The 12969-nt window shown below is 64.5% G+C and carries 13 protein-coding genes; all 13 read left to right on the plus strand.

From position 1 onward, the window contains the following. The first annotated feature begins 52 nt into the window (after window positions 1-52). The 13 genes from fliF to fliR all read left to right on the plus strand — a co-directional run bounded on the left by fliF (window position 53) and on the right by fliR (window position 12948). A complete protein-coding gene (fliF, locus tag KHO33_RS15740) occupies window positions 53-1852 on the plus strand; it encodes a flagellar basal-body MS-ring/collar protein FliF (protein WP_200565227.1) in 1800 nt (599 codons plus the stop codon). Next, window positions 1842-2837, plus strand: coding sequence for a flagellar motor switch protein FliG (gene fliG, locus KHO33_RS15745; protein WP_054040817.1), 996 nt, complete (start codon window positions 1842-1844; stop codon window positions 2835-2837). The genes fliF and fliG overlap by 11 nt, the downstream gene beginning before the upstream one ends. Next, window positions 2824-3507, plus strand: a complete 684-nt coding sequence (fliH, locus tag KHO33_RS15750; RefSeq protein WP_200565226.1) for a flagellar assembly protein FliH — start codon at window positions 2824-2826, stop codon at window positions 3505-3507. The genes fliG and fliH overlap by 14 nt, the downstream gene beginning before the upstream one ends. Then, window positions 3501-5189 carry a flagellar protein export ATPase FliI gene (gene fliI / locus KHO33_RS15755; RefSeq protein ID WP_200565225.1) on the plus strand — a complete coding sequence of 563 codons (1689 nt, stop codon included), beginning with the start codon at window positions 3501-3503 and terminating at the stop codon, window positions 5187-5189. The genes fliH and fliI overlap by 7 nt, the downstream gene beginning before the upstream one ends. 2 nt (window positions 5190-5191) lie before the next feature. Then, entirely contained in the window at window positions 5192-5641 is a 450-nt protein-coding gene (gene fliJ, locus KHO33_RS15760) for a flagellar export protein FliJ (protein WP_200565224.1), read from the plus strand. 61 nt (window positions 5642-5702) lie between these two features. Continuing rightward, on the plus strand, window positions 5703-7247 hold the full coding sequence (locus tag KHO33_RS15765) for a flagellar hook-length control protein FliK (RefSeq protein ID WP_200565223.1): 1545 nt from the start codon (window positions 5703-5705) through the stop codon (window positions 7245-7247). A 1024-nt stretch (window positions 7248-8271) separates the two neighbouring features. After that, on the plus strand, window positions 8272-8778 hold the full coding sequence (fliL, locus tag KHO33_RS15770; RefSeq protein WP_054038442.1) for a flagellar basal body-associated protein FliL: 507 nt from the start codon (window positions 8272-8274) through the stop codon (window positions 8776-8778). A gap of 77 nt (window positions 8779-8855) precedes the next feature. Beyond that, a complete protein-coding gene (gene fliM, locus KHO33_RS15775) occupies window positions 8856-9854 on the plus strand; it encodes a flagellar motor switch protein FliM (RefSeq protein ID WP_054038444.1) in 999 nt (332 codons plus the stop codon). Beyond that, complete coding sequence (gene fliN / locus KHO33_RS15780) at window positions 9847-10311, plus strand: flagellar motor switch protein FliN (RefSeq protein ID WP_200565552.1); 465 nt, start codon at window positions 9847-9849, stop codon at window positions 10309-10311. Before fliM ends, fliN begins: the two co-directional genes overlap by 8 nt. Next, window positions 10308-10943, plus strand: coding sequence for a flagellar biosynthetic protein FliO (gene fliO, locus KHO33_RS15785; RefSeq protein ID WP_200565553.1), 636 nt, complete (start codon window positions 10308-10310; stop codon window positions 10941-10943). Before fliN ends, fliO begins: the two co-directional genes overlap by 4 nt. Before the next feature lie 62 nt (window positions 10944-11005). Beyond that, a complete protein-coding gene (gene fliP / locus KHO33_RS15790) occupies window positions 11006-11785 on the plus strand; it encodes a flagellar type III secretion system pore protein FliP (RefSeq protein ID WP_234480610.1) in 780 nt (259 codons plus the stop codon). Window positions 11786-11849: 64 nt separating this feature from the next. Beyond that, window positions 11850-12119, plus strand: a complete 270-nt coding sequence (gene fliQ / locus KHO33_RS15795) for a flagellar biosynthesis protein FliQ (RefSeq protein ID WP_054038450.1) — start codon at window positions 11850-11852, stop codon at window positions 12117-12119. Between the two features lie 46 nt (window positions 12120-12165). Beyond that, window positions 12166-12948, plus strand: coding sequence for a flagellar biosynthetic protein FliR (gene fliR / locus KHO33_RS15800; RefSeq protein ID WP_200565555.1), 783 nt, complete (start codon window positions 12166-12168; stop codon window positions 12946-12948). Window positions 12949-12969 lie beyond the last annotated feature (21 nt).

The following is a 12969-nucleotide window of genomic DNA, read 5'->3' on the forward strand; positions in this document are numbered from 1 at the left end:
CTCGGTGCGCTCAAGCGGCAGAACGCAAAGGCATCCCGGAGATACCCGACGCATGGATTCGTCAGCCAACTCTTTGATCAACCCCGACGCCCGCATGGGCCTCGCCGGCGCGCAGCCAGGCGCCGGTGCTGCCGGCACCGGCCAGGCCGGTGGTGCCGCGGACCTCGGTGGCCTTGGGAGCAACCTGGGCGGCAACTTCGGCCAGCGTCTGTCAGGCCTCGCGCAAATGCGCGGCAACCCGCGCGCCCCGCTGATTTTCGCGGTCGCGCTCCTAGTCGCCATCGTCGCGGGTCTGTTCCTGTGGTCGCGCGCACCGGACTACAAGGTGCTCTACAGCAACCTGTCGGACCGCGACGGCGGCGCCATCATCACCGCGCTGCAGGCGGCCAATATTCCCTATAAGTTCTCCGACGCCGGTGGCGCGATCCTCGTGCCGGCCGAGCAGGTGCATGAAATGCGTCTGCGTCTGGCTTCGCAAGGTCTGCCGAAGAGCGGCTCGGTCGGCTTCGAACTGATGGACAACCAGAAGTTCGGCATCAGCCAGTTCGCCGAGCAGATCAATTACCAGCGCGCGCTGGAAGGTGAACTGGAACGCACGGTCGAGTCGATTTCCTCGGTGAAGTCGGCGCGCGTGCATCTGGCCATTCCGAAGCCTTCCGTGTTCGTGCGCGACAAGGAAGCGCCGTCGGCTTCCGTGCTGGTCAACCTCTACCCGGGCCGCGCGCTCGACGAAGGCCAGGTGCTGGCGATCACCCATATGGTGTCCTCGGCGGTGCCGGATATGCCGGTGAAGGGCGTGACCATCCTCGACCAGGACGGTAACCTGCTGACGCAGCCGTCCACCGGCAGCGGTCTGGACGCCTCGCAACTGAAATACCGCCAGCAGATCGAGCGCAACACCCAGCAACGCATCGACGCGATCCTGTCGCCCCTGTTCGGCTCCGGCAACGCGCACTCGCAGGTCAGCGCCGATATCGACTTCTCGCACACCGAGCAGACCTCGGAAAACTACGGTCCGAACGGCACCCCGCAGCAGGCGGCGATCCGCAGCCAGCAATCGAGTACCGCCACCGAAATGTCGCAAGCGGCGGCCTCGGGCGTGCCCGGTGCGCTGTCGAATCAGCCGCCGCAGCCCGCTTCCGCGCCGATCACGGCGGGCAACGGCACGCCGGGCGTAACGACCACGCCGGTCAGCGACCGCAAGGATTCGACCACCAACTACGAACTGAACAAGACCGTGCAGCATCTGGAGCAGCCGATGGGCGGCATCAAGCGTCTGTCGGTGGCGGTGGTGGTCAACTATATGCGGGTGGTCGACGCCAAGGGCCACGCGACGATGCAACCGGTCACCGCCGACAAGCTCGCACAGGTCAATCAGCTGGTGAAGGACGCGATGGGCTTCGATCAGGCGCGCGGCGACTCGGTCAACGTGGTCAACAGCCCGTTCACCGCCGACGTCGACCCGGACGCCGACCTGCCGTGGTGGCGCACGCCGGACATGATCGCGCTCGCCAAGCAGATCGCGACCTACCTCGGGATCGCCGCAGTCGCCCTGTTCCTCTACTTCGTGATGGTGAAGCCGGCGCTGCGCCGCGCTTTCCCGCCGCCCGAGCCGGTTGCCGCCGCGGCGCTGCCGTCGCCGGACGAGCCGGTGCTGCTGGACGGCATCCCCGCCGCCGAGCGGGTGGGTGCGCCGAGCGTCGCCGAACTGGAAAGCGACAACGAATTGCTCGCGCTGGAGAGCTCGAAACACAAATACGAACGGAACCTGGAATTCGCGCGCAACATCGCGCGTCAGGATCCGAAGATTGTTGCAACCGTCGTGAAAAACTGGGTGTCCGATGAGCGCTGAAGGCGTAATGAAGAGCGCGCTCCTGCTGATGTCGATCGGCGAGGAAGAAGCCGCGCAGGTGTTCAAATTCCTCGGGCCGCGTGAGGTCCAGAAGATCGGCGTGGCAATGGCCGCGCTGAAGAACATCACGCGCGAGCAGATCGACGAGGTCCTGCAGGAGTTCGTGCGTGAGGCCGAGAAGCACACCGCTCTCTCGCTCGATTCGAGCGACTACATCCGTTCGGTGCTAACCAAGGCGCTCGGCGACGACAAGGCCGGCGCGATCATCGACCGGATTCTGCAAGGCAGCGATACCAGCGGTATCGAAGGCCTCAAGTGGATGGACTCGGCGGCGGTGGCCGAGCTCATCAAGAACGAGCACCCGCAGATCATCGCGACCATCCTCGTTCACCTGGACCGCGATCAGGCGTCGGAAATCGTCGCTTGCTTCACCGAGCGGCTGCGCAACGACGTGCTGCTGCGGATCGCCACGCTCGACGGCATCCAGCCGGCTGCGCTGCGCGAACTCGACGACGTGCTGACGGGCCTCCTGTCCGGCAGCGACAACCTGAAGCGCAGCCCGATGGGCGGCATCCGCACGGCGGCCGAAATTCTCAACTTCATGTCGAGCAACCATGAAGAAGGCGTCATCGAGAATGTTCGTCAATACGACGCGGAACTCGCGCAGAAGATCATTGATCAGATGTTTGTGTTCGAGAACCTGCTCGATCTGGAAGACCGCGCGATCCAGCTGTTGCTGAAGGAAGTCGAGTCCGAGGCGTTGATCATCTCGCTGAAGGGCGCGCCCCCCGCGCTGCGCCAGAAGTTCCTGTCGAACATGTCGCAGCGTGCTGCCGAACTGCTCGCCGAAGACCTCGATGCGCGCGGCCCGGTCCGCGTCTCCGAAGTCGAGACGCAGCAGCGCCGCATCCTGCAGATCGTGCGCAATCTGGCGGAAAGCGGCCAGATCGTTCTAGGCGGCAAGGCGGAAGATGCATATGTCTGATCAGAACTCCACAGCGAAGGAGCGCCTCTCGGCCTACCAGCGCTGGGAGATGGCCTCGTTCGATCCGGTGCCCCCCGCACCGCCCGAACCCGAAGTCGACGACGGCGCGTTCGAAGCCGAACTCGAACGTCTGCGCGACGCCGCGCATGCACAGGGCATCGCGACGGGTCACGTGGCCGGGCAGGCGCTCGGTTATCAGGCCGGTTACGAGCAAGGCCACGCACAGGGTTTCGAGCAGGGTCAAAGCGAAGCCCGTGAAGAAGCTGCGCGCCTCGCCGCGCTGGCCGAAACCTTCAAGGCGGCACTCGACGGCGCGCAAGGCGCGATCTCCGAGACGCTGGTCGCCTTGGCGCTGGACATCGCCCAACAGGTGGTGCGCCAGCACGTGCAGCACGATCCGACCGCGCTGATTGCCGCCGCCCGCGAGGTGCTGGCCACCGAACCGGCGCTGGTCGGCGCGCCGGCACTGATCGTCAGCCCCGCCGACCTGCCGGTTGTCGAAGCCTATCTGATGGAAGAACTGCAAACGCGCGGCTGGACCGTGCGTACCGACCCGTCGGTCGAGCGCGGCGGCTGCCGCGCGCAAGCCGGCACCGGTGAAGTCGACGCCGGCATCGACACGCGCTGGGAGCGCGTCGCCGCCGCACTCGGCAAGGTGAGCACATGGTGAAGCCTACGCTCGAAGAAATCCGCGCCAGCGATCTGACGCCGCTCGAACGCGAGCTGGCGCTGGCGTCGTTCGGCGCCGAGGCGCTGGCGGAAGTGCCGGCCGCGGTGACACCCGCTGCGGCCGCGGTCGCGGCGATCGACGCCGCGCTGCGCGATCCCGCTCACGGGCATCCCGGCGCCGGGCACCCGGCGAAGGGCGCGGCGGCGAGCCGCGAATCCGTCGCTGCGAGCCGTGAATCTGCCGTTTCTTCGAGTCCCGCTTCACCCCCTCCCGCCCCCGCCCCGTACGATCCCGCCCTCGACAGCAATCCGCACATGCAAGCCTGGCGCGGCCGGCTCGACGCGCTGCGCGCCCGCAACGCAATCGCCAAGCCGATGCGCGCCTGCGGACGTTTGACGCGCGCCGCCGGTCTGGTGCTCGAAGCGGTCGGCCTGCGCCTGTCGGTGGGCGCCGAAGTAATGATCGAGCTGCCCTTCGGCAGTTCGCTGGCGATGGCCGAAGCCGAAGTCGTCGGCTTCTCCGGCGACAAACTGTTTCTGATGCCGACCACCGAAGTGATCGGCCTCTTGCCTGGCGCACGTGTGTACCCGCTCGAAAGCGCGCCGATCGCCGATCCGATGGCGGGTGCGAAGCGCCTGCCGGTCGGCTGGGAATTGCTCGGCCGTGTGCTGGACGCCTCCGGCCGCCCGCTCGACGGGCTCGGTCCGCTCGGCGCGCATGCCGATGCGCCGCTGTCCTCGCCGGTCATCAACCCGCTGAACCGCGAGCCGATTCACAAAGTGCTCGACGTCGGCGTACGCGCGATCAACGCGCTCCTGACCGTAGGCCGCGGCCAGCGCATGGGCCTGTTCGCCGGTTCGGGCGTCGGTAAGTCGGTGCTGCTCGGCACGATGGCGCGCTACACCAGCGCCGAGGTGATCGTGATCGGCCTGATCGGCGAACGCGGCCGCGAAGTGAAGGAATTCATCGAACAGATTCTCGGCGAGGAAGGCCTCGCGCGCTCGGTGGTGATCGCCGCGCCGGCCGACGTCTCGCCGCTCCTGCGGATGCAGGCCGCGTCGTACTCGACCTCGCTCGCCGAATATTTCCGCGATCAAGGCAAGCACGTGCTGCTGCTGATGGATTCGCTGACCCGTTACGCGATGGCGCAGCGCGAGATCGCGCTCGCCGTGGGCGAGCCGCCTGCCACCAAGGGGTATCCGCCTTCGGTGTTCGCCAAGCTGCCGGCGCTCGTCGAACGGACCGGCAACGGCCCGGCGGGCGGCGGTTCGATCACCGCGTTCTACACCGTGCTGACCGAAGGCGACGACCAGCAGGACCCGATCGCCGACTCCGCGCGCGCGATTCTCGACGGCCACATCGTGCTGTCGCGCTCGCTCGCCGAGGCCGGCCACTATCCGGCGATCGACATCGAAGCGTCGATTAGCCGGGCAATGACCGCGCTGATCGACGATAACCATCTCGAGAAGACGCGTATGTTCAAGCAGATGCTGTCGCGCTATCAGCGCAACCGCGATCTGATCAACGTCGGCGCCTATTCGAGCGGACGCGACGCGCTGCTCGACCGCGCAATTGCGCTGTATCCCCGGATGGAAGCGTTTTTGCAGCAAGGTTTTCGCGAATGCGCGAACTTTGAACCGAGTCTCGAGTTGCTGGACGCTCTGTTTGCCCAAGGAGGCTGACGATGGCGAAACACTTTCCGATCAAGACGCTCATCGGCCTGGCCCAGGACGATGTGGACGCCGCCGCACAACGTCTGGGCCGCGCGCAGCGCGAGCGCAACGACGTGCAGTCGCAGCTCGACTCGCTGGTGCAGTACCGCGATGAATATCACGCGCGTTTCACGGCGACCGCCCAGACTGGCATGCCCGCTGGCAACATGCGCAATTTCCAGGCATTCATCGACACGCTCGACGCCGCCATCGAACAGCAGCGCAATCTGCTGATGACGGCCAATGCGCGCGTCGAGGCTGCCAAGCCCGACTGGCAACGCCAGAAGCAGAAGCTCGGCTCGTATGAAGTGCTGCAGGCGCGCGGCGAAGCCGCCGAAGCAAAAACCATGGCGCGGCGCGACCAGCGCGATGCAGACGAACACGCCGCCCGCATTCTGAGGATGCGTGTCGAGGGCGCCTGATGCGCCCGGGCACCGCCTCGATTGACCGAACACCCCGTTTGACGGATTGACAGGATTCCCTATGTCGCTTCTTTCACAGATCGGCTCACTGCTCGGCTCGGCCAGCAGCACATCCACCAACGCGGCGATGGCCGCTGCGGCGAACACGAAGCCGTTCTCGCAGACCCTGCAGCAGAGCATCGACCTGCAAAACAGCGCGGCCGCGCAGAGCGCGAGCAAGCCGCCGGCTCCGTCGTTCTCTCCGCCGCCCTCTCCGTCTGCGTCCGCTTCGTCGTCCTCGGCAGCTTCGTCGAGCGTGCATGACGCGCCGCCGCCGCCCGATCCGTCGACGAAGAGCCAGGATGCCGCGAGCAGCAACACGGACAACAGCAGCTCGACGAACGCTTCCTCATCCAGTTCGTCGTCGGCCTCGTCATCCACTTCGTCTGCCAATACGCAGCAGGGCTCGACCGACCAGACCAACACGACGCCGGCGAAATCCGGCAACACGACCACGCAGACCGACGCTGCCACGGCAGCAGCGGCTGCGGCTGCCCAGGCACAGGCTCAAGCGCAGGCCAACGCGAATAGCGCCACCGCCCCGACGACCGCAGATCCCGCCGCGGCGCTGACCGACGCCGCGACCACACTGCCCGGCACGGGCACGGACCCGACGACGGGCACCACCACGGGCAAAAAGACGGGCGCGACCGATTCGAAGTCAGCGCAGGACGCCTTGCAGGCGGCGCTTGCCGCGCTGGCGAGCGGCCAGGGCGTGGTTCCGCAGCAGGCACTGGCGAGCGGCGCGGCGGCGAATGCGGCAACGGCGGCGAACGGTTTGGGTGCTGACGCGAGCAACGGACTCAACGGAACGGCGGATGGCAAGACACTGGCGGCCGGTTTGTTCGGCGACGGCAAGGGATCGAATGCGAGCAAGGCCGCGTTGACGGCGGCGGCCACGACCGTGGCGGATCCCTCGACGGCAGCAAAGGCAGCGGCTGACGCCTTGAGCGCGACGGCGGCCGCCGGCGGTGCGCAGGCTGACGATCTCGCGTCGTTCAAGAGTGCGGCCGATGCCGCGACGGCGGCGCTGGCGGCTGGTCAGGCTGCGGCGAGCGCCGCGAGTACGACAGCGGCCGTGCAGACGACGGGTAATGCCGGTGCTGCCGAAGTGGCGAATACCTTGTCACCGCAGGTGGGCACGACGGACTGGGAAGACGCGTTGAGTCAGAAGGTGGTGTTTTTGTCGAATGCACATTCGCAGAGTGCTGAGCTGACTTTGAATCCGAAGGATCTGGGGCCGCTACAGGTTGTGTTGCAGGTTGCCGATAACCATGCACATGCGTTGTTTGTTTCGCAGCACCAGCAGGTTCGGGAGGCAGTCGAGGCGGCGTTGCCGAAGCTTCGCGAGGCGATGGAGTCCAACGGTATCGGGTTGGGGAGCGCTAGTGTTAGCGATGGGTTTGCCCGGCAGGGCGGGCAGCAGCAGAGCGCAGATTCGGGGCGCTCTGGGGCGCGCGGCGGGGCTGGGGGTTTTGCCGGCGGCACTGGTGGTTCGGATTCTGATTCTAGTGTTGCTAATGTTGCCGTTCGGCGGACTGTTGGGTTGGTGGATACGTTTGCTTAAGCCCGTTCGGGCGGGGGATTGCCTGCTCGGCGCTTATTGTCCGTGTTCCTGGGGCTTTGGCCTTTCCTTGATCTGGCTTTGGTGCCTTTCCTTGTTTTGTTAGTGGTCTATTAGCGTTGCCCCTGTGCGGGGCGGCACTTACTTTCTTTGCCGCCGCAAAGAAAGATAAGCAAAGAAAGCGGCTAGAAGCCCCTGCTAAGTGGGCACCGTGGTCTGCTGCGGGTAGTGGTGCGACTGGAATCCGTGTTCTCTCACATTCCGCGTTAGTGACAAAGGACTCATCAGCTCCCACTCCGCACTGCGTGCGTCGCGGACGGGTCTGCAGGGGAAACCACGGGCTTCGGTTGAGGTTTGTGGGGGCCGTCGGCTTCGCCTCGGCGAGGAGCTCATGCATTCACCCGGAACCCGTACCTCGAATGATTTGCCGGTGTCCCGCAATCAGGGGCACGGCGCGGGTGCGGTTGCCGTTCCAATCACAACCGCGGTGGCGCGCAATAATGAGGTCACGGTCTGATGGTGAGGTGTGAACGCCAAAACGCAGCGCTCGGTTTTATGAACGGCTCTTCGGCGCGCGCAGCGCCGCCGGAAGTATGACGCCCTTGTCACAAGCCTATGCAGGGGCACGAACACAGATTCCAGATGCACCACTACCCTGAGCGAGCTGCGGGACCCGCTTAGCAGGGGCTTCTAGCCGCTTTCTTTGCTTACTTTCTTTGCGGCGGCAAAGAAAGTAAGTGCCGCCCCGCACAGGGGCAACGCTAATAGACCACTAACAAAACAAGGAAAGGCACCAAAGCCAGATCAGGGAAAGGCCAACGCCCTACGAGTACTGACAAAAGCGCCGCGCAGGCAATCTTCCGCCTGAAAGGCAAAAAACCTAAATCCCGCGCCGTCAGGCAATCCCCCGCCTGAAAGGCAAAAACCAGAGATAGCCCTCAATAACCCTTCTTTTCGACCCATCGCGCCGCAGGCAAATAAACAACAATCACCATCACCAGCACTAAAGGCAAGCAAAGCAAACCTCATGGCAACCACGACCGCAAACCAGCAAGCCGCGCCCGCTTCCCCGGGCCCCTTGAAGCGCATCATCCTGATCGTCCTCATCGCGATCATCGCCGCAGGCGCTGCCGGCGCGGGTGTGTGGTTCTTCATGTCCAAACGCAACCCGGCCCCGGCATCAGCGACAACCGCCGCCGCACCGGCGCCGCTCCCCGTGCCGCTCTTCTTCCCGCTCGAATCGATGACAGTCAACCTGCAATCGGACGACGGCCAGCAACACTTCCTGCGGATCGGCCTGACGCTCAAGCTCAACGACCCGAAAACCCAGCAGGAACTCTCCGACCATATGCCGGAAGTGCGCAGCCGCATCCTCCTCGCACTGTCGAACAAACATCCGGAAGAACTCGCGCCGCTCGAAGGCAAACGCGCGCTCGCCACCGAACTCCAGACGCTGATCGAACAGCCGACCGATAAGGGCGCCGCGCCGATCCACGTCCAGGACGTGCTGTTCACCGAATTCGTCGTGCAGTGACGTTCTCCGTGACGTTCTCAGTGGCGTTATCAAGCGCCGCCATCATTAACCGCTTCGGGACGCACGAGGAATAAGGAATGGGCCACGAAGAGTTCATGTCCCAGGAGGAGGTCGATGCCCTCCTCAAGGGCGTCACCGGCGAGTCCGACTCGGAAACCGAGCAGACCGACCGTGCGGGCGTACGCCCGTACAACATCGCGACGCAGGAACGCATCGTCCGCGGCCGGATGCCCGGCCTCGAAATCATCAACGACCGCTTCGCGCGTCTGTTGCGCGTCGGCATCTTCAACTTCATGCGGCGCTCGGCGGAAATTTCCGTAGGTCCGGTGAAAGTGCAGAAGTACAGCGAGTTCACCCGCAACCTGCCGATCCCGACCAACCTGAACCTGGTCCATGTGAAGCCGTTGCGCGGCACGTCGCTGTTCGTGTTCGACCCGAACCTGGTGTTCTTCGTGGTCGACAACCTGTTCGGCGGCGACGGGCGTTTCCATACCCGCGTCGAAGGCCGCGATTTCACGCAGACCGAGCAGCGCATCATCAACAAGCTGCTCAACCTGGTGTTCGACAACTACACGGCGTCGTGGAAAAGCGTGCGCCCTCTGCAGTTCGAATTCGTGCGCTCGGAAATGCATACGCAGTTCGCCAACGTGGCGACGCCGAACGAAATCGTCATCGTCACGCAGTTCTCGATCGAGTTCGGCACGACGGGCGGCACGCTGCACATCTGCATGCCGTATTCGATGATCGAGCCGATCCGCGACATTCTCTCGTCGCCGATCCAGGGCGAGGCGCTCGAAGTCGACCGCCGCTGGGTCCGCGTGCTGTCGCAACAGGTGCAGGCAGCAGAAGTGGAACTGACCGCCGACCTAGCCCAGGTGCCGGTCACGTTCGAACAGATCCTGAACATGCGCAAAGGCGATGTTCTGCCGATCAACATCCCCGAACACATCACGGCGAAAGTCGATGGCGTGCCGGTGATGGAGTGCGGCTACGGAATTTTCAATGGTCAGTACGCGTTGCGGGTCCAGAAAATGATCAGCGCAGCCGACACGATGAAGGATGGTGGATATGAGTGACGTGAACGCAAAGACTGAGGCCGAACTGGCCGCTGGCGAGCCGCAGCTGGCCGCCGACGCAACCAGCGCCGAAGACGACGCGGCGATGGCCGACTGGGCCCGCGCGCTGGCCGAGCAGAACGACAACACGGAAGTCAGCGCGACCACGGCCGGCGTGTTCCAGCCGCTCTCGAAGGTCGAGCCGACCTCGACGCGCAACGACATCGACATGATCCTGGACATCCCCGTCCAGATGACCGTCGAACTCGGCCGCACCAAGATCGCGATCCGCAACCTGCTGCAACTCGCGCAAGGCTCGGTCGTAGAACTGGACGGCATGGCGGGTGAACCGATGGACGTGCTGGTCAACGGCTGCCTGATCGCCCAGGGCGAAGTGGTGGTCGTCAACGACAAGTTCGGTATCCGTCTGACCGACATCATCACGCCGTCCGAACGCATCCGGAAACTGAATCGATGAAACGCGTTGCCGGTCGCGCCATGCTGCATGCGTCGCGCAATTTTCTCAATCGCGCTGTGCTCGCAGCAATGGCAACGACGGCAGCGGCCACCCCGGCGCTGATGTTCGCAGTGACCTCGGTGGCGGCATTCGCTCCATCAGCCGCGCACGCAGCCGACATGAACGCGGTCAACAACGCCGCGAAAATCGCGTCGGGTGTGGGGGCTGGTACAGCCGTTCCGGCGCTCGGCGTCGGCGCGGTGCTGCAAACCATCGTCGGTCTGCTGGTGGTGATCGGCCTGGTGTTCGCCTGTGCATGGCTTGCGCGCCGCTTCGGCCTGCAGCCGGCCAATCGCGGCGGTCTCGTGAAGACGATCGGCGGCGCATCGCTCGGCGGCAAGGAGCGGGTCGCGGTGGTGGAGATCGGCGACACGTGGCTCGTGCTCGGCACAGCGCCCGGCAATGTGCGTCTGCTGCACACGATGCCCGCCGGTTCGGCCGCGCTCGATCCGGTCGCTGGCACGCAACCAGGCGCATCGGATGCATCGAGTAAAGGCGCCGCGTTGCCCGGCACCTTCGGCCAACGCTTTCGCGACGCTTTAAAGGGCGAAGTGGGCAAACGTTTCAATGGGCAAGGCGGCGGGGATCGGTAATGCAGTTCAGTCTTCTATCAGCGCACCCCGTGCAATCAGCACATCAAACGCACGCCACTCGCATGTCCCGCACCGCCTCCAAAGTCATTGCAGTCCTGCGCCGCGCCGCGCCAGTCGTGTTGCCGGCGCTGATGCTCGCGCTGCCGACGCTGTCGTTCGCGCAAACCGCCGGTTTGCCGGCCTTCAATACGAGCCCGGGTCCGAACGGCGGTACGACGTATTCGCTGAGCGTGCAGACGATGCTGCTGCTCACGATGCTGTCGTTCCTGCCGGCGATGGTGCTCATGATGACGAGCTTCACGCGCATCATCATCGTGTTGTCGCTGCTGCGTCAGGCGCTCGGTACCACCACCACGCCGCCGAACCAGGTGCTGGTCGGTCTCGCGCTGTTCCTCACGCTGTTCGTGATGTCGCCGGTGCTCGACAAGGCCTATAACGACGGCTACAAACCGTTCTCCGAAGGCTCGATGCCGATGGAGACGGCGGTGAGCCGCGGCCTCGCGCCGTTCAAGACCTTCATGCTGCGCCAGACCCGCGAAAGCGATCTTGCCTTGTTCGCCCGCATCTCGCACGCAGCGCCCATGCAAGGTCCGGAAGACGTGCCGCTGTCGCTGCTGGTGCCGTCGTTCGTGACGAGCGAACTGAAAACGGGCTTCCAGATCGGCTTCACGATTTTCATCCCGTTCCTCATCATCGACATGGTGGTGGCGAGCGTGCTGATGTCGATGGGGATGATGATGGTGTCGCCCGCCACCATCTCCCTGCCGTTCAAGCTGATGCTGTTCGTGCTGGTCGACGGTTGGCAACTGCTGCTCGGCTCGCTCGCGCAGAGCTTTGTTTGAACGGCTCATTTAACCGGCTCATTCAGTTGCGTCACTCAATCCTTCACGCTTCCGGTACTACGCCATGAATCAGGAATCCGTCATGACGCTCGCGCACCAGGCCATGTACGTCGGCCTGCTGCTTGCCGCGCCGTTGCTGCTGGTCGCGCTGGTGGTCGGTCTGGTGGTGAGCCTGTTCCAGGCCGCCACGCAGATCAACGAATCCACGCTGTCGTTCATTCCGAAGCTGCTCGCGATCGCCGTCACGATGGTGATCGCCGGTCCGTGGATGTTGACGACCATGCTCGACTACTTGCGCCAGACGCTCACCAACATTCCGTCGCTCGTCAACTGAGCGCGGCCCCGGCCTCAGCTCGGCGCTTGCCCCCTTCCCCACCGCCATGTTTTCCGTCACCTACGCCCAACTGAACGTCTGGCTCACGGCGTTCCTGTGGCCGTTCGTGCGGATTCTCGCGCTGGTGGCGACCGCACCGGTGCTCGGCAACCGCTCGCTGCCGACGCGCGTGAAGATCGGCCTCGCTGCCTTCATCACGATCATCGTCGCGCCCACGCTCGGCGCGCTGCCGCAGGTCACGGTGTTTTCCGCCGAAGGCGTGTGGATCATCGTCAACCAGTTCCTGATCGGCATCGCGCTCGGCATGACGATGCAGATCGTGTTCATGGCAATCAGCGCCACCGGCGATTTCGTCGGCCTTGGCATGGGCCTCGGTTTCGCGACATTCTTCGACGCGCAGGCAAGCAGTTCGAGCCAGGTGCTGTCGAGCTACATGAACACCATTGCAATGCTGGTGTTTCTGGTGATCGACGGCCATCTGCAGATGATCAGCGCGCTGCTCACCACGTTCCAGTCCGTGCCGGTGTCGGCGAACATTCTGGGCGCGCCCGGCTGGCGCACGCTGGCGAATTTCGGCAGCACGGTGTTTTCGGCGGGCCTGCTGTTGTCGCTGCCGGTGGTCGTCGCGCTCCTGATCACCAATATCTCGCTCGGCATCCTGAACCGCGCCGCGCCGCAAATCGGCGTCTTCCAGATCGGTTTTCCGCTGACCATGCTGATCGGCATGCTGCTCCTGCAACTGATGATCCCGAACATGATTCCGTTCTTCATGCGCCTGTTCGACGTCGGTCTCGACCAGATGGGGCGTGTGGCGGCGGGGTTTAAGTAGCCCGGCCTCACCCAAAATGAA

Source organism: Paraburkholderia nemoris (assembly GCF_905221015.1).
In the GTDB taxonomy this organism is placed as follows: Bacteria; Pseudomonadota; Gammaproteobacteria; order Burkholderiales; family Burkholderiaceae; genus Paraburkholderia; species Paraburkholderia nemoris.